This window comes from Bifidobacterium goeldii, from assembly GCF_003951095.1.
Classification (GTDB): Bacteria; Actinomycetota; Actinomycetes; order Actinomycetales; family Bifidobacteriaceae; genus Bifidobacterium; species Bifidobacterium goeldii.
The window spans coordinates 1-23,425 of sequence record NZ_QXGL01000003.1; the positions used below are offsets into that span (position 1 = coordinate 1).

22 protein-coding genes, 1 tRNA gene, 1 rRNA gene and 1 pseudogene are annotated in these 23,425 nt (G+C 55.1%); 15 read left to right on the forward strand and 10 right to left on the reverse strand.

Going from position 1 to position 23,425, the window contains the following annotated elements; translation table 11 throughout:
- Positions 1-215: 215 nt before the first annotated feature.
- Positions 216-332 (forward strand): 5S ribosomal RNA (gene rrf / locus D2E25_RS05185).
- Between the two features lie 421 nt (positions 333-753).
- On the opposite strand, the gene D2E25_RS05190 is transcribed toward rrf, so the two are convergent.
- The 5 genes from D2E25_RS05190 to D2E25_RS05210 all read right to left on the reverse strand — a co-directional run bounded on the left by D2E25_RS05190 (position 754) and on the right by D2E25_RS05210 (position 3,759).
- The gene (locus tag D2E25_RS05190; protein WP_125980544.1) at positions 754-1,761 is read right to left on the reverse strand and encodes a DUF805 domain-containing protein; all 1,008 of its coding nucleotides are present in this window, start codon (positions 1,759-1,761) and stop codon (positions 754-756) included.
- Between the two features lie 142 nt (positions 1,762-1,903).
- Positions 1,904-2,347 carry a GNAT family N-acetyltransferase gene (locus tag D2E25_RS05195; protein ID WP_125980547.1) on the reverse strand — a complete coding sequence of 148 codons (444 nt, stop codon included), beginning with the start codon at positions 2,345-2,347 and terminating at the stop codon, positions 1,904-1,906.
- An 83-nt stretch (positions 2,348-2,430) separates the two neighbouring features.
- Positions 2,431-3,015: a sugar O-acetyltransferase gene (locus D2E25_RS05200; protein WP_420897332.1), complete on the reverse strand. Its 585-nt coding sequence runs from the start codon at positions 3,013-3,015 to the stop codon at positions 2,431-2,433.
- Positions 3,016-3,118: 103 nt separating this feature from the next.
- The gene (locus D2E25_RS05205) at positions 3,119-3,460 is read right to left on the reverse strand and encodes a hypothetical protein (protein ID WP_125980552.1); all 342 of its coding nucleotides are present in this window, start codon (positions 3,458-3,460) and stop codon (positions 3,119-3,121) included.
- Positions 3,457-3,759, reverse strand: coding sequence for a DUF2089 family protein (locus D2E25_RS05210; protein ID WP_125980555.1), 303 nt, complete (start codon positions 3,757-3,759; stop codon positions 3,457-3,459). Before D2E25_RS05210 ends, D2E25_RS05205 begins: the two co-directional genes overlap by 4 nt.
- A 154-nt stretch (positions 3,760-3,913) precedes the next feature.
- Between D2E25_RS05210 and D2E25_RS05215 the strand changes: the two genes are divergently transcribed.
- The 6 genes from D2E25_RS05215 (at position 3,914) to D2E25_RS05240 (ending at position 10,889) form a co-directional block, all read left to right on the forward strand.
- A complete protein-coding gene (locus tag D2E25_RS05215; RefSeq protein ID WP_125980557.1) occupies positions 3,914-4,744 on the forward strand; it encodes a hypothetical protein in 831 nt (276 codons plus the stop codon).
- Positions 4,745-5,191: 447 nt separating this feature from the next.
- The gene (locus D2E25_RS05220) at positions 5,192-6,208 is read left to right on the forward strand and encodes a pyridoxal-phosphate dependent enzyme (protein ID WP_125980559.1); all 1,017 of its coding nucleotides are present in this window, start codon (positions 5,192-5,194) and stop codon (positions 6,206-6,208) included.
- Positions 6,209-6,343: 135 nt separating this feature from the next.
- Entirely contained in the window at positions 6,344-7,531 is a 1,188-nt protein-coding gene (locus tag D2E25_RS05225; RefSeq protein ID WP_125980561.1) for a cystathionine gamma-synthase, read from the forward strand.
- 138 nt (positions 7,532-7,669) lie between these two features.
- On the forward strand, positions 7,670-9,676 hold the full coding sequence (locus tag D2E25_RS05230; protein ID WP_125980563.1) for a RecQ family ATP-dependent DNA helicase: 2,007 nt from the start codon (positions 7,670-7,672) through the stop codon (positions 9,674-9,676).
- An 80-nt stretch (positions 9,677-9,756) separates the two neighbouring features.
- Positions 9,757-10,239, forward strand: coding sequence for an S-ribosylhomocysteine lyase (locus D2E25_RS05235; RefSeq protein ID WP_125980566.1), 483 nt, complete (start codon positions 9,757-9,759; stop codon positions 10,237-10,239).
- 164 nt (positions 10,240-10,403) lie between these two features.
- Positions 10,404-10,889 carry a GNAT family N-acetyltransferase gene (locus tag D2E25_RS05240; RefSeq protein WP_164514750.1) on the forward strand — a complete coding sequence of 162 codons (486 nt, stop codon included), beginning with the start codon at positions 10,404-10,406 and terminating at the stop codon, positions 10,887-10,889.
- 63 nt (positions 10,890-10,952) lie between these two features.
- Here D2E25_RS05240 and D2E25_RS05245 read toward each other — a convergent pair whose 3' ends face one another.
- Positions 10,953-12,380, reverse strand: coding sequence for an APC family permease (locus D2E25_RS05245; protein WP_125980570.1), 1,428 nt, complete (start codon positions 12,378-12,380; stop codon positions 10,953-10,955).
- Between the two features lie 272 nt (positions 12,381-12,652).
- On the opposite strand from D2E25_RS05245, the gene alr reads away from it, so the two are divergent.
- The 5 genes from alr to D2E25_RS05270 all read left to right on the forward strand — a co-directional run bounded on the left by alr (position 12,653) and on the right by D2E25_RS05270 (position 18,620).
- The gene (alr, locus tag D2E25_RS05250; RefSeq protein ID WP_125980572.1) at positions 12,653-14,011 is read left to right on the forward strand and encodes an alanine racemase; all 1,359 of its coding nucleotides are present in this window, start codon (positions 12,653-12,655) and stop codon (positions 14,009-14,011) included.
- 106 nt (positions 14,012-14,117) lie between these two features.
- Positions 14,118-15,395 carry a deoxyguanosinetriphosphate triphosphohydrolase gene (locus D2E25_RS05255; RefSeq protein ID WP_125980574.1) on the forward strand — a complete coding sequence of 426 codons (1,278 nt, stop codon included), beginning with the start codon at positions 14,118-14,120 and terminating at the stop codon, positions 15,393-15,395.
- 90 nt (positions 15,396-15,485) lie between these two features.
- Complete coding sequence (dnaG, locus tag D2E25_RS05260; protein ID WP_125980577.1) at positions 15,486-17,615, forward strand: DNA primase; 2,130 nt, start codon at positions 15,486-15,488, stop codon at positions 17,613-17,615.
- A 124-nt stretch (positions 17,616-17,739) separates the two neighbouring features.
- Positions 17,740-18,393 carry a hypothetical protein gene (locus D2E25_RS05265; protein WP_241217036.1) on the forward strand — a complete coding sequence of 218 codons (654 nt, stop codon included), beginning with the start codon at positions 17,740-17,742 and terminating at the stop codon, positions 18,391-18,393.
- Positions 18,394-18,422: 29 nt separating this feature from the next.
- On the forward strand, positions 18,423-18,620 hold the full coding sequence (locus D2E25_RS05270; protein ID WP_241217037.1) for a helix-turn-helix domain-containing protein: 198 nt from the start codon (positions 18,423-18,425) through the stop codon (positions 18,618-18,620).
- Between the two features lie 10 nt (positions 18,621-18,630).
- Here D2E25_RS05270 and D2E25_RS05275 read toward each other — a convergent pair whose 3' ends face one another.
- Together D2E25_RS05275 and D2E25_RS05280 are read right to left on the reverse strand one after the other, a co-directional pair.
- Positions 18,631-19,662, reverse strand: a complete 1,032-nt coding sequence (locus tag D2E25_RS05275) for a serine hydrolase (RefSeq protein WP_241217039.1) — start codon at positions 19,660-19,662, stop codon at positions 18,631-18,633.
- Entirely contained in the window at positions 19,659-20,555 is an 897-nt protein-coding gene (locus D2E25_RS05280; RefSeq protein ID WP_241217040.1) for a serine hydrolase, read from the reverse strand. The genes D2E25_RS05275 and D2E25_RS05280 overlap by 4 nt, the downstream gene beginning before the upstream one ends.
- 55 nt (positions 20,556-20,610) lie before the next feature.
- Between D2E25_RS05280 and D2E25_RS10680 the strand changes: the two genes are divergently transcribed.
- The gene (locus tag D2E25_RS10680; RefSeq protein WP_241217041.1) at positions 20,611-20,880 is read left to right on the forward strand and encodes a hypothetical protein; all 270 of its coding nucleotides are present in this window, start codon (positions 20,611-20,613) and stop codon (positions 20,878-20,880) included.
- A gap of 20 nt (positions 20,881-20,900) precedes the next feature.
- Here the strand turns inward: D2E25_RS10680 and D2E25_RS10890 are convergent.
- Both D2E25_RS10890 and D2E25_RS05285 read right to left on the reverse strand, forming a co-directional pair.
- Positions 20,901-20,993 (reverse strand): annotated as a pseudogene (locus D2E25_RS10890) (zinc-ribbon domain-containing protein); the annotation flags it as partial.
- 129 nt (positions 20,994-21,122) lie between these two features.
- A tRNA-Arg gene (locus tag D2E25_RS05285) sits at positions 21,123-21,196 on the reverse strand.
- A gap of 205 nt (positions 21,197-21,401) precedes the next feature.
- Between D2E25_RS05285 and D2E25_RS05290 the strand changes: the two genes are divergently transcribed.
- A complete protein-coding gene (locus tag D2E25_RS05290) occupies positions 21,402-22,133 on the forward strand; it encodes an ABC transporter ATP-binding protein (RefSeq protein WP_125980583.1) in 732 nt (243 codons plus the stop codon).
- A gap of 78 nt (positions 22,134-22,211) precedes the next feature.
- Entirely contained in the window at positions 22,212-23,423 is a 1,212-nt protein-coding gene (locus D2E25_RS05295) for a COG1361 S-layer family protein (RefSeq protein ID WP_125980585.1), read from the forward strand.
- Positions 23,424-23,425 lie beyond the last annotated feature (2 nt).

Here is a 23,425-nt window from a genome sequence, read left to right on the forward strand (position 1 = left end):
CCGGACGTGGAAGCCCTGTAAGGGGTGGAGCTGACCGGTACTAATAGTCAAACAGCAATCATATAAACCCTCATTAGAGGGTTCACTCAAGCATGACTACTCTTCTGCTGACAAGAATGAACACTACAGATTCACATGACGATCTCGCGTCCCCTATCCGGTTCCCAAACCACTACAAGCCAGCAACCATAATGGTTGACTGATAAGTTAAGATTTGCGGCGGTCATGGCCCAGGTGAAACGCCCGGTCCCATTCCGAACCCGGAAGCTAAGGCCTGGCACGGCGATGGTACTGCACCCGATAGAGTGTGGGAGAGTAGCACACCGCCGCATTTACTCGCAAGAACCCCGGTAGAGCACACGCTCCCGGGGTTCAACTATTTACCCACCAAAACACACACGCTCTTAGTCACGCTCCACATCACAAGAGTGTGCATAAACGGATTATGTAAAACCCTAAGGGGGTATACGAATGAGCCGGAAATGCACACTAGTAAATAAATAGACCCGATAGGTACACGAATAAACACGTTAACACGCTCACACACGTGTACTCGTGACCGGGAGCGTGACCCGGAGCGCACCACCCAGCAAAAACACCAACAGGATTACTTCGTAACGCATGCAACCGGGAAGTCGCAGGCAAACCCCAGTATTTTTCATGTACGCATACAAATAACCCCGCCGAACAAAATCGACGGGGTTATTTGTATGCGTGCTTCAGTGTTTGTACCGGAATATTGCGATTACTGCACTACTGTGCTTGCCACGGAGCGGGGCCGTTGCCGTTGGTTTGGGTTGTAGGCGTGGTCGGAGCCGTAGGAGCAGTTGGAGTATTCGGCGTATACGGAGCAGCCGGAGTATACGGATTTGCCGGCGTTACCGGTGCATTTGGCGCGCTCGGCGTGGTAGGCGGGTTAGGGGTGCCACCGTATGGATTGCCGTTGAACGGGTTGCCGTTCGCGAACGGGTTAGTTGGGTTGCTGCCAGCAGGCGCATCATACTGAGCGCCGGCCGGGTTGCTGCCCTTCACCATGAACACGATGTAGAGAATCGCATCCACCAGAATTACCAAGAATCCAAGAATGATGCCGATCACACCGCCGGCTGCCATACCGTAGTCGCCGGTCGACAGGCTGTTAATACCACCGAACACAGCGGCGCCACCGCCAGCGGCTATCAAAATAAAGCCGAGCACAGCACCGCCGTAGAATACCGCGACCCACCACGTGGGCTTGTTAATGTCATGCAGACGACGCACAGTCAACGCAATGTTCGGAATGAGCGTAGCCAGTCCCCAGAGCGTAGACAAGAAAGACAGATGGTCGTCAGAGGCCGAGTTAAGAATGCCAAGCACAAAGCTGATGCCCCAAGCTGCCAGCATCCACCACCAAAACTCGCTGCGGGAAGCGCGGCCGGAGAATACGATGTACTTCTTCCAGTAGCGGATGAATGCTTCCTGGAATGAGCAACCATAGTATGGCTTATCCAGCGGCACTGGACCTGCCGGATTCTGATTGAACGTTGGCGGAACCTGCCCATACGGAGACTGTCCATTTGCGTTCGGAGCGCCTTGGCCATACGGCTGGCCATAGGGCTGACCGTATTGTGGCTGAGATGGCTGAGTGTATGGCGACTGTGGCTGCTGGCCATATGCTGGCTGCCCATAGGAAGGCTGACCATATGCAGGCTGCTGGCCATAAGGATTGTTGTTCTGCTGTCCGTTGGGCTGGCCGTACGGAGGCGTATTGGGATCTGTCATTGATTCCCCTTTCTCTAAGACGATTGCCGTCGCCTTTCATTCTTCCAGTTTTCGCTCAAAAACCCAACATTTGCAGTGAATAATGTCCAAACTCTGTGAAGACGGCGTTCCGTTATGTGAAGATATGGGCGAAAAAGGGGCATCAATGCTGGGATGATGCCGCGCTGCCAATCTGCGGCTTCCAGTTCGGATTAACGGTTTGCATAGCGACACCGTCAGCCATGATCTTGAATCCAAACCGCTGATAAAAGGCGGCATTCTTGCTTTCTTCCGGCATTACTTCGACGTACAGGAAATCGCGGTATTTTTCTTGGATCATCGTAACCATGTGTCCGGCGATCCCATGCCCCTGATATTCCGGATCGACCAGCACATAATGCATGTAGGCGAGCATTGCGCCGTCATCCAAGGCGCGCACAAGCCCCACCAGACGCTCGCCATCCCACGCGGAAAACACAGTCGACGACCCCATAAGCGCTTGATACAGCTTATCGGGGTATTCACCAGACACCCAACCGACCGAGCGGAACAGGCGCTGGACTTGGTCTTTGGTGAAATTACGTTCCTCGGTATATGTGATGGTCATGGAAGCTCCTTGCTTATGAATGGGCGCACGGTGCTGTTCGGCGTCAATGTGCGCCCATCCTAAAGCGAAGGGAGTGGAAGTGGTCAGATATCGTCCGGAATACGGCGATCCTTCCAGTAGTATTCGCGGTCGTGATCGTTGATCTCGCGCACTACGCGGCACGGCGTGCCGAAGGCGACTGTATTCGCTGGAATATCGTGCGTCACCAAGCTGCACGCGCCGATTACCGCATTGTTGCCGATCGTAACCCCCGGCAGTACGGTCACGTTTGCGCCGATCCACACGTTGTGGCCGATATGGATCGGTTCGGAGAACTGGGCGATGCGCTCGCGAAGATCCGGGCGTACCGGGTGCCCAGTGGTCACCAGCGTCACATTCGGGCCGATCATCGTATGGTCGCCGATGAAGATCTCGCCGTCGTCCACCAGCGTGAGATTGAAATTCGCGTAGGCGTGCGCGCCCCAGTGCGTGCTGCAACCCCAATTCGCGCGTACCGGCAGCTCGACGTACGCGCCTTCGCCAAACTCGGCGAAGAACTCGTGCAACAGCTCGTTGCAGCGCGGATCGCCGGGCGTGGTGGCGTTGAGCTCGTGGAGCATTTTCATCTGTGCGAGTTGCGCCTCGTCCATTTCCGGGTCTCCGCAGAAATACAGCCCGGGAGTGTGCATGATGTCGAGTACGCGCTGGGGAACGGTCATAGTCACCTCGTTGTTTGTGGCCGTGTAAGTTACTTACAGCATAGGCCGAACGGTTGATGACGAGAGGGCCTCTCTAGAGATCCTGTACGTTCATGCGCGCAAGTTCCTCGCGGCGCTTGATCTTGTCACGTTCGTGTAGGTAGATGCCGGCCAGCACGAGCGTTGGAATGTTGTACACGAGGAATGCGATGAAGGCGTTCAGCGCGATCGGCCAATAGCCGTTGGAATCGGGGATGGCGAACGTCAGCACGCCGATGGCGGCAATCAGCGAAAGCAGCAGTGTGATTGCGGGCAGAATCAGCCCAAGCCAGCGGCTTGAGGATCGCGACAGGCGGAATTCCAGCCAGATGAGTCCTGCGCACACTGCGATGAGCACAATAAAAATGATGATGGAGATCGGGGCGAAGATGCTCATGATGATGCTCCTTGGCTAAGCTGTTTACGGTATTCGGTGATGAGTATTTTTGCGGTGTCGAAGTCGAGTTTGTCGTCGACGGCAAAGCGTTTGATCAGGGCGATGTACGGCTCTTGTTCGATCTGCTCGCCAAGCTGGATCTTTTGGATAAGCCGGTCGAGCCTAAGGCGCACGGTGGGGTAGGAGACGCCGTATTGTGCGGCGACCTCCTTCATGGACCCGGAGGCGAGTAGGAATCGTTTAATGAAGGCCATATCCTCAGCATCGAGGTCGGCCATCCAAGGTGGCATGGTATCCATAGTGTGGCCTCCTTACGAGGTTGGTCAATGCATGATGATTGCAAGAAAATTATCAAAACAGTCTAAATATTTTTAATATATTTAAACTAACTTTTAATTATATTAAAAGTTGAATTTTAGGTCAACTCGGTCGTGCCCTATGGTGCTCATTCCTATGATGGAATTCGAGGATAGGGGTGCTATGAATGATGAAGGCGCATCGGTAAGGGGATCGGCATACGTATTGACTCCGCCGGCTGTAATACATGGCACGCATGAGGAGGCGGCGCGATCGTTACGCGCAGATCGTATTTCGACGTTCTTCGGCGCGATATTTGGTGTTGTCGGCGTGCTTGTCGTCCTGTGTATAGGCATTACCGCAATCAGCGGCATTGATTACGCCATAGGGCATATGTGGGTTTCTGAACACGGTGATGCTGCTTACTTCTCGCCATCGTGGGCGACAATATTCGGCCTAGTGTTCTCAGTGTTGATCGCGCTGGCATGCGTATGGGCAGTGTTCTCTATCTGCGCCGCCGCGTTCAAAAATCGCGCAAGATCACGCCGTATCTCCCAATTTCGTCGCAATCCAAATGTGCTTGCCGTGCGTGGTGACCAACTCTTGCCTAATGTGCAGCCAGTCTTTGTGCCGGACCGGGAGGATGTGGATGATGATATCGACAGTCATCCGATTAAACGCATACTGTTCCGCGACGATGGAACTCTGCGGCAGCGGCGCATACCGGCGTATGTGCCGCAATCACTGTGGGAGCAGGCTGTGGGATGGGCTACGCACGAGAATGCGCGCTATCTTATGGCATGGCTCGATGTGACCATCAATGGCGATACGCTCAGTGTAACGGCGGTCAAACCGATAGACCCCGTAACCGTTGAGCGCGCGTTCAAACGCCATGCTGGGCAGTCGACTGAACTTGATGCGCAATTAGATGATGATGACGTACGTGACAGTGAGGAATGGCTTGTTGGCGCGCTCGCCGGAATGTAAGACCGGTAAAAAGCCTCTGGTGTAGCTGATGCCAATCAGGAGAACAGTTAAGCGCACATTCTGGGTACTGCGAAACGCTAGTTGCGGCGTACATTCCTCAATACGCGACACGCCGGCGCTGACGGGGGTGGTATGGTATGAACCATGACTTATCTCACGTGTTGCTGTTGTCGCTAACCGACGCCGCCCAATGAACGGGCACTTGGCGAGCGGTTGACAACGCATAACTTGAGATAGGATTTTTTCCCTTTTGCACCATGACATCGATCATCGATGTGTATCTGATAGTGTGCAAATAGTGAATCAAACGGCGTACAGCGTGTAGGCAAGCGCCACGATCACAGGGCAATCCCGTTTCAAACTGCAATCAACCGATGAGCCATCACTCCAGCAAAAACTCATCACCACAAGCCACATCAGTCGGCAAAGCAGAGAAACGAGAACAACATGACCATCGCTAACAACCTGTCCGAACTCATCGGCAACACCCCGCTTGTCAAACTCAACCACGTTACCGAAGGCATCAAGGCCACCATCGCCGTCAAAGTCGAATACTTCAACCCGGGCGGATCCTCCAAGGATCGCATCGCTGAGCGCATTATCGATGCGGCCGAGCGCTCCGGTGAATTACAGCCCGGCGGTGTAATCGTCGAACCCACGTCCGGCAACACTGGCGTTGGACTCGCACTCGTGGCACAGCAGCGCGGCTACCGCACGATTTTCACCCTGCCTGACAAGGTCAGCGAATCCAAGCGCGCCGTGCTGCGCGCATACGGCGCCGAAATCGTTGTCACGCCTACTGACGCCGGCCCAGACGATCCGCGCTCCTACTATCAGGTTGCCGAACGCCTCGCCAAGACCATTCCCGGCGGCTTCCGCCCCAACCAGTACGACAACCCGAACGGCCCCGCCAGCCACTACGCCACCACCGGCCCCGAAATCTGGAAGGCCACCGACGGCAAGGTCACGCACTTCGTGGCCGGTATCGGTACTGGTGGCACGATCTCTGGCACCGGACGCTATCTGAAGGAAGTCTCCGACGGCAAAGTCAAGGTTATCGGCTCCGACCCGGAAGGCTCCATCTACTCCGCGCCCAGCATGGCTGACGTGCACCAGTACGACATCGAAGGCGTTGGCGAAGATTTCTACCCGAAGGCCTTCGACCGGACCATCACCGACGATATCGTCAAAGTCAACGACCACGACGCATTCCTGATGACCCGCCGACTTGCCAGCGAAGAGGGTCTGCTGGTCGGCGGCTCCTCTGGCATGGCAGTGGCCAGCGCGATCGAATACGCGCGCCGCAACAACCTCGACGAAAACCAGCTGGTCGTCGTACTGCTGCCTGATTCTGGCCGCAGCTACCTCGAAAAGATTTTTAACGACGACTGGATGCGCGCACACGGCTACGGCGACATCGTCGAAGCGACGACGCGCCCGTCGCTCGTCGCACAATACCTGTAACCCACCGATCGCACGGCTAAGCCCCGCATAAAACCCGTCCCATCGGCAACATCAATCCCTGAACCGTAATCCCCGCAAACCCGAACCCCGAAAATCCCCGCAATCAGTATTTCGCCCCCGAAAGGAATCCCCATTATGACTATCTCCACCAACGCCGCCGCACTGAACGCCGCTGCACTCTCCACGCGCGCTATCCACGCAGGCCAGGAACCCGATCCGACCACCGGTGCCGTCGTCACACCGATCTACATGACCTCCACGTTTAAGCAGGATGGTGTTGGCGGCCTGCGCCACGGCTACGATTACAGCCGTTCCGTCAACCCGACGCGCAACAGCTTCGATGCGCAGCTCGCCTCCGTCGAAGGCGCAAAGTATGCGCTCTCCTTCGCCTCCGGCCTTGCTGCTATTGACGTGCTCCTGCGTTCCACTCTCAAGCCTGGTGACAACATTCTTCTCGGCAACGATGTATATGGCGGCACGTACCGCCTGCTCGCCAAAGTATTCGTACCGTGGGGCGTTGGTCTTGACGTAGTGGACATCACCGACACTGCCGCTGTTTCCGCAGCGCTCGCCGCTAAGCCGTACAAGTACATTTGGGTAGAAACCCCGTCGAACCCGCTGCTCAATATCACCGACATTGCAGCCACCGCGGCCGTCGCCCACGCGCATGGCACCAAGGTCGTTGTTGATAACACGTTCGCCTCGCCAGTATTGCAGCACCCGTTGGAAGACGGTGCCGACGTAGTCGTCTACTCGACCACCAAGTACATTGGCGGTCACTCCGACGTGGTTGGCGGTGCGATTGTGCTCAACGATGAAGAGACGAAAGATGCTGTCGCGTTCCTGCAGAACGCGGCCGGCGCAGTGCCTTCGCCGTTCGACTCTTGGCTGGATATCCGTGGTCTCAAAACGCTTGAACTGCGCGTCAAGCAGCACAGTCGCAATGCCATGAAAGTCGCCCAGTGGCTTGAATCGCAGCCGGCCGATCTGGTGGAACGCGTCTGGTACCCGGGCCTCGAATCCCACCCAGGTCATGAGATCGCCGCACGCCAGATGCACGGCGGATTCGGCGGCATGATCTCCGTGCAGATCGCAGCAGGATTTGAAGCAGCCAAGCGTTTCGCTGGAGCAACGCAAATCTTCACGCTCGCTGAATCGCTCGGCGGCGTGGAAAGCCTGATCGAACACCCGGGCGCAATGACTCACGCTTCTGTGGCCGGCACTACGCTTGAAGTGCCCGCGAATCTAATCCGCCTGTCGGTTGGTATCGAAGATGCTGACGATCTGATCGCTGACCTTGAGCAGGCGTTCAAGGCAATCTGATTCGCTGTATGTTGCGTTCAGCAGTTATGGGGAAACTGTTGCAACACTCAAGATTTGGGGGAAGGCGCGTCCGGCTGCAATGCATGCGGCCGGACGCATGAGACTATACCGCGTACGCGCCACGTATGATAGGGAACCATGACAGATCATGCGGAGGCGCTGGGGGCGCTGAAACGATACTTTGGCTACGATGCATTTCGTTCCGGTCAAGAAGGATTAGTCAACGCTATTCTTGATGGTCGCGATGTGCTTGGCGTTATGCCCACCGGTGCCGGTAAATCCGTGTGCTATCAGATTCCTGCAACACTGTTATCCGGCGTGACTATTGTTATTTCACCGCTTATTTCGCTGATGCGCGACCAAGTAGATGCGCTGAATGATTCCGGTATTCCTGCCGCCTACATCAACACTACACAAGACAGTGATGAGCAATCCATGGTGCTCGCTCAAGCAGCTCGCGGGGATATTAAGCTGCTGTATGTAGCCCCTGAACGGTTGGAAACTGAACGATTCCGCAATTTTGCGACGCGCGTGCCTATTTCACTCATCGCTGTTGATGAAGCACACTGCGTGTCGCAGTGGGGGCAGGATTTTCGTTCCTCATATCTTGGCATTGGTGAATTTATTGCGGCGCTGCCTACTCGCCCTATTGTTGCCGCCTTTACTGCTACTGCTACCGAACGCGTTCGCTACGATATCGTAACGCTGCTGGGTTTACGATCGCCGCAAGTTACCGTCACTGGATTCGATCGTGACAATCTGTATTTCGATGTCATCAAAATCGAAACCAAACGCAAAGCCGCATGGGTCGCACAATATATTGCGCAGCATGCGGACGAGTCCGGCATTGTGTACTGCGCCACGCGCAAAGAAACCGAAGCGCTAGCAGCTTCACTGAATCACACGGTACCAATACTGCGCGCTGCGAGCAGCAGTGCAAGCTCAATGGCTAACGGGCCGATCGCGGTCGCCTACCATGGCGGCATGCCAGCAGAAGTGCGCGACAAAGCACAACGCGATTTCGTAACCGACCGGGTTCCTGTAGTAGTAGCTACCAATGCGTTCGGCATGGGCATCGACAAGTCCAATGTGCGCTATGTTATCCACCACAATATGCCCGAATCGATCGAAGCATATTATCAGGAAGCAGGGCGCGCGGGGCGTGATGGTGAAGCGAGCCGATGCACACTACTGTGGAACGAATCTGACATTGTGACCCGCCGGCGTTTGCTTGATACCGACTATGAAAACGATCGCCTGACTCCAGAGGAACAGGAGATCGTGCGCGCTTCCAAACGGCGTTTGTTGGAAGGCATGGTCGGATACTGCCGCACTACTGACTGCTTACACACGTATGTGACCCGCTATTTTGGTGAGACGGTGACTGCTGGTGCGACTGCACGATGCAAAGGCGGCTGCACCAATTGCGACCACACGTTCGAAACCATTGACGTTACTGATATCGCGCGCAATATTAGCCGTTGTGTGCACGATGTCATGTACGACTATGGTGACGATGGCAAACCGACGCGCACTCCCGTACGCCAAGGCCTCGGCTCAGGCAAAATCACTGCTATTCTGCGCGGATCAAAAGCACAGGATCTTCTCTCACGTCGTCTTGATCGCTGCCCAAGCTACGGCAAACTCGACGGTGTGAACGAAGCGCGCATACGTGACGTGCTCAGTCAAATGACTACCGACCGATTCTTGTTTGTTACCGAAGGACGATTGCCGCTCGTCTGTTTTGGTGAGCGCGCTGCAGAAACGGTTGCCCCCGATTTTCATTATGAAATCAAACGCATAGAGCGCAAACCTGCGCGCACGCGTACCGCTTCACAGCGTGCAGCAGCTGGCAGTGATGTGCAAACAGCGGATACACCTGGTACGGCACTCGGATCGTTCACGCCAACTGATGACGATGAAGCATTATTCCAGCAGCTACGAGAACTGCGGTTAACCATTGCACGCGAACATAGCCTGCCACCATACATGGTGTTTAACGACCGTACGCTGCGCGACATGGCACAGTTACGACCCATCACTACTGCACAGTTTTTGGCAGTTAACGGCGTGGGGGAGAGCAAGCTCGCAAAATATGGCAAACGGTTTATGGAAGTAATCGCTGCAGCTTGTGCCTCACAGTAAAACACTAGTATCAGTGGCACAATGAACAACAGTGGCCGGCATACAGGCACAGGCGGCCAATATCATGAAAGGAGCACACGATGGCAGACAAACCCGTCGTTGAAAGTTTCCAACTCGATCACACCAAGGTCAAAGCACCATACGTGCGGTATATTGACACGCAAACTGGTCCAAATGGTGACGTGATCTCCAACTATGATCTGCGTCTCGTGCAGCCGAACGAGAACGCTATTCCTACCGCTGGCCTGCACACTATCGAACACACCATCGCTGTGCTGTTGCGTGAACGCATTCCTGGTTATATTGACTGCTCGCCGTTCGGATGCCGCACCGGCTTCCACCTGCTAACCTGGGGCACGCATTCGACCGAAGACGTGGCAAAAGCCCTTAAGGAATCGCTCGAATTCATTGCGTATAAGGCCACTTGGGATGATGTGCCGGCCACCACGATCGAAAGCTGCGGCAACTACCGTGACCACAGCCTGTTCACTGCAAAAGAATGGTGCAAGGACATTCTCGCCAAAGGCATTAGCTCCGATCCGTTCGAACGCAAGGTCGTCTGAGCGCTGAGCACAGCCACGCACAAACGAGCTGGTAAACGATATCTGCGCGCTCTTGGACGAGTGCGCGTGATAGCCTTACCGCCAGTTGACAACACGCGAACAACGCGAACATGAGGTGACCGGTGACAGACAGTGCATCCACACGGCGATTCCGCCACGCGACCATGCGCGACTACCCGCAAATGGAAAAAAACTATGCGCGCGCACGTGAGCTCATGGCTCGCAACGGCAATCCGACCCAATGGGGCAACACATTCCCGCGCCCCGAAGTCGTGCGCGACGACATTATTCACCGTCGCGCAATGCTGCTTGTTGACACTAGTGACGGCCGCGAACGCATCCTCGCCCAATTCGCACTCTGCCCCGGCGAAGACCCCACCTACAAGCACATCGACGGCGCTTGGCTGGACAATGACTCCTACGTCACCATCCACCGCATCGCATCCTCCGGTCTCGTCAAACACGCTGCGCGAGACTGCATTGCTTGGGCTCTCAAACACTACGGCAACGTTCGCGCTGACACCCACCCCAACAATAAAGCCATGCAGCACGTCCTCGAAACCAGCGGTTTCGCACGCTGCGGACTGATTCAACTGATTGACCGGCCGACCGATACAACGCGTATCGCTTACCAACGCCACGAGTGGTAAATAAAAATGGCTTTCCATAACTCATGGAAAGCCATTTTTTATTAGCAAATGCTTACCGCGCGATCAGGCGGTTTCGACCTTGTTTAACTTGGAACGCTTACGGCTGTACGCGAAGTAGACGATCAGGCCAAGGCCGAACCAGACGGCGAACCGCAGCCACGTCTCCCAGTTCAGGCCAGCGATCAGAATCAGGCAGAACACGATCGCGCAAATCGGCGTGAATGGCACCAGCGGCGCACGGAAGCCACGGTGCGCGTCCGGCTGCGTCTTGCGCATCCACAGGATGCCGGCCGAGACGATAATGAACGCAGACAGCGTACCGATGTTCACCAGCTCAAACAGCACGTTGATATTGATGAAACCACCGGCGATCGCCGTCAGGATGCCGAAGAACCACGTGCCCTTGAACGGCGTGCGATACTTCTCATGCACATGGCCGAAGAACTCCGGGAACAGGCCGTCACGGCTCATCGCATAGCAAATACGGCTCTGACCGTACAACTGCACGAGCATCACGGTGGTCATGCCGATGAGTGCACCGAGGTTCACGATAAACGCGAGCCAGTTCATGCCGGTCTCAAGAATCACACCGGCCACCGGGGCATCAATGAAGTTGGCGAACTCCTTGTACGGCACGATACCGGTCATAATCAGCGTCATGATGATGTACAGCACGGTCGACACGGCCAGCGACAGCAGAATGCCCTTCGGCAGCGTCTTGTTCGGCTCGACCGTCTCCTCAGCGGAGGAAGACACCGCATCGAAGCCGATGAAGCTGAAGAACACGATCGACGCGGCCGGCACAATACCGTACGGCTGAGTCGAACCTGGTTGGAACGAGTAGATGCCATACGGGGAGAAATCCTGCCAGTTTTCCGGCCTCACATACCAGACGGTGCACACGATGAACAGCACGATGATCGCCAGCTTGATCATCACCATGATGTCGTTGGTCTTCTTCGTCTGGTTGATGCCGATCGACAGCACCCACGTGATCAGCAGCACGATCACAAAACCGGGCAGGTTGAAATACGTCGTCACACCTGGCGTGGTGCCGTACGCGGCGGTCAGCTCGACCGGCAGGCTCAGGCCGAAGCCCTCAAGGAACTTGTTGAAATACCCCGACCAGCCGGCGGACACGGTGGCCGCCTGCAGCGCGTATTCAAGAATCAAATCCCAACCGATCACAAACGCGATCAGCTCGCCAAAAGCCAGATAGGAGTAAGAGTAAGCGGAACCGGAAACCGGGGCCATCGACGCGAATTCCGCGTAGCACAGGCCAGCAAAACCACAACAAATAGCGGCCAACAAGAAGGAAACAGAAAGGGCCGGGCCAGCGGTGAGCGCGCCCTTGCCAGTCAGCACAAAGATGCCGGTACCGATGATCGCGCCGATGCCAAGCATCGTCAGATCAAACGTGTGCATCGTACGCTTTAACGGAGTGGATTCAGCGACCAGCTGATCCACCGATTTTTTGCGAAAAAGATCCATGAGTCTTCTCTCAATACGGATTGGATATGGGCTGGACCGGACGGTTTTCCGGGACCCCGGCACGCCTCAACGCCGGGAATCAGAACATCTGCGTGGCCGCATGCATGAAAGTTACGGCAAAGCAAATATGTGCCGACAAGTGTATGGCTCGGCTATGGACAAGAAGTGGAGTTACGAGCATTTTCGTCTCAAGGGGTGGGATATTAGGGTTGTATGGCTGATATATCAATGTCGTTGCCGATTCGTCATCATGCCGAGACACAATAAGGGGCATGACTTTGAATGCAGCTGAAGAATTGCAGTTTTCATCCCCGGCTGGCGAGGCCAATTACGTTGCCGCGCGCCGCAAGTACCCCGCACAGGCGATTGTTGATCTGGCTGTGCTGCGCGACAACATGCGTCACCTGGTGGATGTTGTTGGGGGAGCGCATTCCGGCACCGCAGTAATGGGCGTAGTCAAAGCAGACGCTTACGGTCACGGTCTACTTCCTGCCGCACTCGCAGCGCTTGCGGGCGGTGCCACGTGGCTGGGAACTGCGCAATCGCATGAAGCGCTGCTGCTACGCAAGCTCGGTATTGGCGCTGACCGTTGCCATATTCTCACGTGGGTATACAACGGCATGGATGCGCCGTTCGATGAGCTCATCGCCAATGATATTGACATTTCGCTTGGCTCCCTGCCGGGCATCGACGCAGTGGCAGCTGCCGCGCGCCGTCTCGGCAAGCCCGCTCGCGTGCATATCAAAGTCGACTCCGGCTTTGGCCGCAACGGCTTTACTCCCGCAGGATTTGACGCGGCGCTCGCCAAACTAGTGCCGCTCGCCAAAGAAGGTGTGCTGCACATTGTCGGCCAGTGGAGCCATCTTGCTGTCGCTGACAGCCCGGACGTACCCGAATTCGTAGCGTCCACTGACCGTCAGGTCGAAACGTTCAAAGAATTCACTGCGCGTATGGAAGCTGCTGGCATTCCGCCAGAAATTCGCCACTTGGCCAACACGGCAGCCACGCTCAACCGCCCGGAAATCCACTTCGAACTCACGCGCCCAGGCATTGGCCTGTATGGTTACGAGCCCGACCCGGCAATGGGCACCCCGCGCGACTGGCATTTGAAGCCCGCAATGACCCTCCAAGCGCAGCTCGGCACGGTTAAAGACGTGGAAGCTGGCCACGGTATCTCCTACGGTCGCACGTATTTGACCCCTGATAACACGAGCACAGCGATTGTGCCGCTCGGCTATGCGGATGGTATTCATCGCTCCGCTTCCGGATTCGATATGCAGGGCGCTAAGCACGTGGAGAAGGAAGGCGGCCCGGTGCGCATCATGACCACCAAGGGCCCGCGTCTGCTGCGCGTCTCCGGGCGCGTGTGCATGGACCAGTTCATCGTCGACCTGCACGGCTCAGCCGCTGAACTCGGCGTACACGAAGGCGACACGGTTGAACTGTTCGGGCCGGGCCGCGGCGAAGAATTCGCGGAGCCAACCGCCGACGATTGGGCACGCGCAGCCGGCACGATCAGCTATGAGATCTTCACCTGCCTGCGCAACCGCATCCCGCGCCTGTACGAGCACGCGGCCGACGTACTCGCTCCTGATGATCTTGCCAAGCTTGATCCAGCATCATTGCTGTAAGTTGTTGTACGTTACTGCACGTGTGCTGGTGCTGTACACGTCTGCTGCATAACCATCAGCAGACAATACAGTGACACGCGAGGGGCGGCATACAGGGGGAGGGGCAATGCGCGAAACAATACCGAACGGTGAAGCATACACCGCATTCGATGAGGAGCGCTGGGCCCCCGAGCCGCCAAAATCTAAGTCGCGCACCGCGTTTGAACGCGATCGTGCGCGACTTATTCACTCCTCGGCACTGCGACGACTCGGTGCGAAAAGTCAAGTATTAGTCGCTGGAACCGATGATTTTGCGCGCACGCGACTCACGCATACGCTCGAAGTCGCACAAATCGGCCGGCAAATCGGCGCGCTCCTCGGATGCGATCCAGACATTGTTGATTGCGCCTGCCTCGCCCACGATTTAGGGCACCCACCATTCGGTCACAATGGAGAAAAAGCACTTGCTGACATCGCCTCGAATATCGGCGGGTTTGAAGGCAATGCGCAAACGGTACGTTTGCTCACGCGTCTCGAGCCGAAAATCTTCCATCCAGACGGCCGCCCCGCCGGCGTGAACCTCACTCGCGCCTCGCTCGACGCGGCTGTGAAATACCCCTGGACCCTAGCCGAAGCTGCCCATTGGGCAAAAACCACTGGTGCCAAACCCACCAAATTCTGCATCTACCCAGATGATGAACCAGTATTCCGTTGGCTGAAAACCAATGCGCCACAAGGCGTCAAACCAATGGAATGCCAAGTCATGGACTTGGCTGATGACATCGCCTACTGTGTGCACGATGTAGAAGATGCTATCGCCACAGGCGCATGTAATCCGCTCGCGTTCGCTGATACGCGCGTTATTGATCGAATCGTCGAATCAACACGCGCTTGGTACGGCGGCCGTTGGAATGCCGATGGTCTTATTGCAGCATTTGCAAGACTGCGCAAACATCACGTATTCCCCTCACATTTTGACGGTTCACGGCAAGCATTAGCCCAATTGAAAAACATTACCAGTGACCTCATTGGCCGATTCGCCTGGTCGGTAGAACATGCCACGCGCGATATGTACGGGGCAGGGCCATTAACCCGATACTCAGCGCATGTGGTTATTCCCGATGAAACCGCGTATGAAATCATGGCGTTAAAAGGTATTGCGGTGCATTTCGTGATGGCCCCGCGTGAACACGAGCCGTTCCACCAGCAGGAACGCCGGATTATCAACGATCTCATCGACGTACTCATGGCTGACTCCCCGCGACCATCGGATGCGCTGGAAAGCGTGTTCTTGCAGGATTGGGAGGAAGCGTCGAACGATGGCGAACGGTTGCGCGTAGCCATTGACCAAGTTGCCTCGCTTACCGATGGCTCGGCGCTCGCGTTGCATTCCATCCTGTGCTGAATGAGCGGTATTGCGTAAGATTGCGCTGTGCGCGTGGCGGTATGGAGCGATTGAGCAATACTGGCGCTCGCGTGCGGTAGGCTGAACCATATGGCTGGAATGATACTGAAGGAAGACGTGGAGAAGGTGCGCGCTGCCGCGGACCTGTATGACATCGTATCTGCTTCTGTTACGTTAAAGCCTTCAGGCACTGGCACTTTCGTGGGATTATGCCCGTTCCATGATGAAAAAACACCGAGTTTCTCGGTACGCCCCACGCTTGGCGTATGGCACTGTTTCGGCTGCGGTCTTGGTGGCGACGTATTCGGTTACGTTGAACATCAAGAGAATATTGATTTTCGTGAAGCCGTAGAGCTGCTCGCGGATAAGTACCATATCGAACTGCATTATGACAAGGATGTAAAACGCCCCGAGCATGCTGGCTCTAAGCGCGCGCGACTGCTCGAAGCGAATGAGGAAGCGCAGCGGTTCTTCATGTCGCAAATCATGACCAAAGAAGCGCTTGCTGCGCGCAAACTGTTGGGCGGGCGCAATTTCAGCAAAGCGGACTGTGAACGGTTCGGATGCGGGTACGCTCCGCAAGGCTGGGATAACCTTGTGCGCTACTTGGCTGGTAAAGGATTTACCCAGCAAGAGATGCTTGACGCTGGTCTTGCACGCCAAGGGCAGCGTGGTATTTATGACTATTTTCGTGGGCGTGTGACGTGGCCGATTCGCGATTCGACTGGGCGAACGCTCGGATTTGGTGCGCGCAAACTGTACGACGATGATACGATTCAGGCGAAGTACATTAATACGCCAGATACGCAGCTTTATCGCAAAACGCAAGTGTTGTATGGCATTGATTTGGCAAAGTCAGCCATTGTCAAGAAACGCCAAGCGGTTATTGTCGAAGGCTATACCGATGTGATGGCTATGCATTTGGCGGGTGTTGATACTGCAATTGCTACGTGTGGTACCGCGTTTGGTGCTGAGCATGCCAAGATTGTGCGTCGTCTTATTGCGGACGATTCACTGGGTGCGGTGCAGCTGGTCGGCCCGCTCAAAGTCGACGGTCAAGCATTGAGTTCGCGTATTGTGTTCACGTTCGACGGGGATGCGGCAGGACAGAAAGCCGCATTGCATGCGTTTGGCTTAGATTCAGCGTTTTTGACGCAAACATTTGTTGCGGTGGCTGATGACAATCTTGACCCATGCGACTTGCGCATTAATCGTGGTGATCAGGCGGTGCGTGCGCTGATTGAGGGAGCGCGGCCGCTCTACGATTTTGTGATCGATACTGCAATTAACCGATTTGATACAGCGTTTACAACTGGTCAAATGGGCGCAGTGAAAGCGGTAGCGCCGCTTATTGCGCAGATTCGTGACCGTTCGCTGCTGGATTTGTATACGCGCAAAGCAACGCGGCGTATTGGCGTGGATCTTGATATTATGCGGCGCGAAGTGACTGCGGCTCGTCGCCGGTTGAATGTGCGTGACGATGACGCGTACGCTGGCAAGCGTCGTTTTAACGCGGGGGGCGCGGATGGTGCTGGCGTTCCTATGGTGGCCGGTGGTATTGCGTCCATGAACACTGTCGGCGTTGATGCAGCTAATCCGTATGCGAATCCGGCTGTGCGGCGCGCGTTGGAGCGTCGAGAAGCTGGGGAGCAATCGTATTTTCGTATTGATGACGCGGTGTTTATTTGCGAGCAGCAGTTTATGGCTACGTTGGTGCAGATTCCGCGGGCTGTTGATCCAGCAATGTTTGCGAAGCTGGATGCGAACTCCTTTGTTGCGCCGGTATTCCGTGCGCTGTTTGAAGCAGTAGAAGCGGCTGGCGGATTGCCAACGGCTGATACTCCGCAGGGATTGTGGCTGCATAATCTCAATAAGGCAGGCGGATTGACGTTGCAGACAGTAATTAACGAGTTGGCTGTGCTGCAATTACCGTTGCCGCCTTCAGATCAAGACCGTGCGGTAGCTGGCGGGCGTCAAGATACGCGGAACGCGGCTGCTGTACAGTTGCGTTCCGCGAGTCCGGCTGAGCGTCAATATGCTGCTGAATTGCTGGCTCGATTGCTGGATATGGGGTATATGCGGCGGATTGCTGCAGCGAAACGACGTATGGCGCGTATGGACGATGGGGCTGACAAGCTCAGTTTGCTTGGCGAGATCACGAAGTTGGAAACGGCTCGTAAGGATCTGCAAGCGCAGGTGTATGGCAATACTGTTGGCTAAAACACGCGTAGCTGTTATCGTTTTCGTTTATAGTTTTATCGACAAACGATAAACTGCGGTATAATGATGGTACATATTCACCCCGGCTTGTGATCGACGATCCGGTGACGGCAAGGAGGCCATCATGGGTGCAAGCAATGGCAACGCTAGTAACAGTACGAGCATGCGAGGTCGCGCAGAGCATATCGGCGTGGGTGCAGCATTGCTGATCGCGCGTATTGGCGTCGTAATCCTATGGCTAGCAGCCGCAGTATCGGTCGTGACATTGATGGCATACATCATCATGCCCGGCTCATTTCATGCCAATTACGGTGTAGTCGAGCTCAACGTTGGTGACGCATTCGCTTTATCCGTCCGCGGAAGCATTCTCGACGTCGCCGTGTATCTGCAGGAACACTACACGGCAGGAGCGCCGCTAGTACAGGCGGTTATTGCATCCTGCGTAACCAATGCGATCGTGTACGCGCTGTTGGCGATCGCTTTCGGTGAGATTGCTGCATTGTGCGCACGCCTGCGCGACTGGAAGGATGGAACAAGCGGACTGACACCATTTCGAACTACTGTATCTGAACGCATGAGTCGCGCCGGCTGGTGCTTGATCGCCGCGCCTGCCGCTGCACTCTTGGATTGGCTGTTTTGCACGATTTTTGCCAAAGGTGGCAGCTGGAACCTGTGGATGAGCGGGCTACTCGTCATGACCGGTATTATTCTGCTGATGATCGCGCGCATCTTCGAATACGGCATGACGCTCGAACAAGAAGTTGATGGGCTGCTATGAGTGGGCGGATCATACTCAGACTTGACAGAATGATGGTCGAACGCGGTCGATCATTAGGCTGGTTGGCTGACCAAGTCGGCATCACCAACGTCAACCTGTCAAAAATCAAAAACAATCGCGTCTCCGCCATACGTTTTTCGACGCTGGCGGCGATTTGTGACGCATTAGAGTGCAGCCCCGGTGACATCCTTGAATATGAGAAGGATGACGCCGGGGCTGACCAGTGAAATCAAAAAACTACTGCTCAAACGCCTGATACACAGCAGCAGACAATGAGGAGATACGCGTAACCGCTGATCCGTCAACGTTATTGGCCATCACTGCTAACACGTACGGGTGCGTGCCATACACAATCGCCACATCATTTTGCACGGCCGCAAGCTCACCGGTTTTATTCGCAACTTGTATGCCGGCTGGCACACCTGCTGGGATCTTCGAACGACGAGTTTGCCCAAGCAACAGATCAGTCATACGCTTGCTCGCATTCTGTGACACCAACTCGCCGTTATACGCTTTCATCAGAAAACGACCACAATCCAACGACGACGTCCAGTTTTCAACCGTATTGCCAGAAGCCATACCAGTTAGTGCGCGCAGTTCCTGAGTGCCGGTAAATCCGTAACGTTGCGCGGTATCGGTCACCGTCGCAATCGCTTGCGCGGTACCTTGAGTGCCGCCAATAACTGCTAGCAAACGGTTAGCAGCATCATTGGAACTCACCGTAATCATTTGCGTCAAATCCGCGTCTATTGTCGCAGTATCCGTAATGGTGCCCTGTTCAATGCCATCAAACACGGCGAGCATAATGTACAACTTGATCAGCGAAGCGGCGACCAGTGGCTGACTATCCCCGATCGTTGCTTCCTTGCCGCTTTCGAGATCGGCAATATACACAGACCACGTGCCCGGGTAGCTTGCAATCGTTGATTCAACAGTTTGACGAACCGCGTCCACTCGCTGCTGACCAAGATCTACAGGCGCAGTAGTCTCGGCATCCTGAGATGACGCGTCCGTTGTATCAGTATTGGCTTGCTGTTTCGTCTTCTGCTTGTGCTGCGTAGCAGATTTACTCGCTGAAGTTGTAGACGATGCTGAATTATTCGCCTGCTTGCCAGTGCTGCCAGTGATCAGCGGGCGAACAAAGACGCCGACCAACACCAGTGCGGCAATGAGCACAATGATGATTGCCGCACTGATGATTCGTGTGCGCTTCGAACGCTGCGCTTGTTGACGTGCCGCGCTCGGGGCGGCATGACGACCGCTACTCACTCGTTAGCCTTTGCTAGCTGCGAGTCAATATCGGCAAGCACATCGCTCATGATTTGCGCGGCGGTTTCCTTACCCTGATTTTGAGTAGCGAGCGCCACCGCTGCCTTGCCATGAGACGTGGAAACGATCGCAAAGTAATTCCACGTGTCTTTAATACCCTGACCGCGGTGTGCGTGAACAGTCATGCCAGCTGGAATAGTCACTCCTTCAGCGGCGATATCAACATTCATCAGGTTAGCGGCGCCGGCAGCATCCACTGCTGCGAGCATGCGCACAGCGTCGAATGTAGAACTGTAGTTCTCATAGCCGGCATTGCTGGCCTGCACGTCACCGAAATTGCGGCCCAGCGTGGTATCAGCATAGCTGTGAGCGGCTAGCCACTGGTTGATTGCATCGAATCCACCGCAATCGGCGATTGCCTGGTTGGCAGAATCGTTGCTCATCGTAGACATCATGTCTTGTGCGGAAGCGAGCGCGCTACCACCATTAGCTTGTGCGACAAGGTACACCGGCAGGTACAGTCCGGCAGAGACGAACTGTGTGCGAGAAGCTGACGTGTTCGCAATATCAGCAGAAGAGGTGTTGCTGGAAGCTGCACTCGAACCATCGCCGAGGTACATTGCAGAAACAGAAACATCAGTCGACGAGTAACGGTCAGTAATCAATGACAGTGATTTCGCTGTTAAACGGTTTTTCTGTGCTTTTTGCGCTTCAGTAGCGGCATCACTGTTCTTTTTCGCTTCTGTTTTCTTCTTGGTTTGTGTTTTAGCTTTGCTTGAGGTGTCGTCTGTACTTGACGATGAGGTTGCTGATTGCGTTGCTGACTGTTGCTTGTCACCCAAGAACGGAACAGAGATCACGCCTTGCCATACCAAGACGATGACAATAACCAAGATCGCTGCGATAGCGCCGGCTACAATGCCGATAATTTTGCCTTTTGATTGCGTTTTGGCAGGAGCATACGGTGATGGTGCGCCGTTTGGAGATGCCGGTGTAGTTGGTTGCAAAAAATTTGGCATTGGTGGCACAGCGTTTGGTGCTTGCGGTGCTACCGGATTGACTGACGTAGTCGGAGTAGCTGGCGCAGCAGCCCAAGGCGGCGTAGTTGATGATGCAGTCGGTACAACTGGAGTCGTTGGAGCGGTTGGCGTGCTCGGAGTAGTGGGCACAGTAGATGCGGATACTGCACCCGGCATGGTTGGTGCCGTCGAGGTTTGAGGAGTACTCGTATCAACGGACGCGCCGCAGTGCGTGCAGAATTTCGATCCCGGCTCAAGCGGCTGGCCGCAATGTATACAGAATCGCATGTGATGCCCTCTCCTTCTTCCCATATGAGTAGGCTGTACTCTTTCTCATAGTACTCGAGCTTGAGGTTACAAGGGCGTTCGATGACACACAACACAGTGATAAAAAGAAGAAACAAGCCCTTTGGAATCTTGTATTTCCAAAGGGCTTACGCGTGACCCCGGCCGGGTTCGAACCGGCGACCTACAGATTAGAAGTCAGTTGCTCTATCCAACTGAGCTACGGGGCCGAACCCGACATATTGTAATGGTGGGGGTGGAGCTGATGACATGCCGGCGTGAGTGAACCCCGAGATACCCTGAACGCTTCCCTTACATACAGTGCCGGCAAATCATCCCCGGGGTGGATTGCTGTCATGATTGCCATGACACAGACTGCTATGAGAAGATGAGAGACCATACGTTTGAGTCAGTACGATCAAGAAGGGAAGGCCAATGGCGACCGGGAAACACCCACACCTAACAGCGACATCGGCCAAGCGGCCAATCATTGAAGTGCGGCATTTGCGCAAAGAATACCCAGTAGCTGACGATAGCGTGGTGGCGCTCGCCGATATCAATCTCACCATCGCACAAGGGCAGATCTGCTGTATTTATGGCGAATCCGGTTCGGGAAAATCCACGTTGTTGAATCAACTTGCGGGCATGGAAAAACCTACGCATGGCGGAGTGCGCATTAGGGGAGTAGTCATCTCGCGTCTTGACGAGCATGAACTCGCAGCGTTTAGGCAGCGGCATCTAGGCTTTGTATTTCAGTCATACAATTTGCTCCCAAACCTGACCGCAGTAGAAAACGTGGCCATGCCGCTCATGTTTCGTGGCGTTCCTAAAGAACGACGTGAGGCTATTGCTCGCAGCATTCTTAAACGTGTTGGTCTTGGCAATCGTTTGGAACACTATCCAACGCAAATGTCTGGCGGGCAGCAGCAACGCGTCGGCATTGCCCGCGCATTCGTGGCTAAACCAGAAGTAGTGTTCGCTGATGAGCCAACCGGCAATCTTGATTCAAAAACCAAAGTTGACGTCATGGAAATGATCGTCTCGTTCGCGCGTGATCTCAATCAAACCATCGTGCTCGTGACTCACGACGACAACATGGCACAATACGCGGACCGTATCGTCACACTGCTTGACGGCCGCATTATCAACGATCGCATGATCCGCTAACACAACACTCGTCGCCGAATTACCGTTACAGCACGTCGGTGCAGCGAAGAAGTCGACACAGAGAAGAAAGGGAACATCATGACCAACCGAGGAACCAAAACGCGCGCACAACTCACGCGTGTTGCGGCAGCACTGCTCGCCACAACAGCCATGATGGTAGCGCCAGGAATAACAGCTTCGATACTGCCGCAGCACGCAACCATTCCACAGGTTGCAGCTATTGCATACGCTGATGATACGACTGCCGATACTGGCACATCGAACGGCACAACATCCGCGGGCGGCTCCAGTGAAACAACAACCCCAATCGCCGGCCCCGTACCCAATGTCATCATCACTAACTTCACGTATGGTGATGGCTCGGTGAGCGCTGGCAGTGATTTCACGCTCGCGTTCACCTTCCAAAACAAAGGCAAAGTAGCGATTAGCAACATGGTTGTCACCGTGGATGGTGGCGAAAACTTTGCTATCGCCGGCGGCACCAACACGTTCTACTTCGACTCGCTCGCAGCTGGCGGCTCAAATACGCAAAGTGTGCCGATGCAAGCGCTCGCCGGCGCGAAATCTGGAGCGCAGGGTGTAACCGTCTCATTCCGCTACGAATACGTGGATTCAGGGGCGCGTAACTCAAATTCCAGTGACATCAAGATTTCCGTACCGGTTTCGCAACCTGACCGCTTCCAGCTGAATGACCCAGTACCGCCGGAAGGCGTGACTGTCGGTACAGAATCCACGATCACGATGGAGTATGTGAACAAAGGCAAGGGTGATATTGCCAATGTAGAAGCGTCAATCGAAGGCGATGACATCGAAACCGTAGCTAAAACACAGTACATTGGCAACGTAGCTTCGGGCACAAGCGGATCGATCGGATTCGCGTTCACTCCGACTACTGCTGGCGAATTGAACCTCAAGCTGAGCGTCACGTATGAGGATTCTGATGGCAAAAGCCAGACAAAAGAGTTCCCACTTACGGTGACTGCGAGCGACGCGGCTCCCACGGATGATAGCGGCATGGTGATGCCTGACGAAACCGTGAACCAAGGTGCTGCCTGGTGGGTGTGGGTGCTTGCCGCATTGGGGGCTATTGCGGTCGTTGTCATCAGCATTGTGCTGGTACGCCGTCATCGCAAGAAGAAGGCGAAGGCAGCACAAATCGACGAAGAATGGGACGAGTGGAAGGGCGAGTCGGCATCTTCTACTGACGCTAGTTCTGCAGCAGCGTCGCCGTCTGGCGAGTCTTCTGCTGCGAACGTCGAAGCACCTACGCAGGTGATTGACAGGAACTGAGC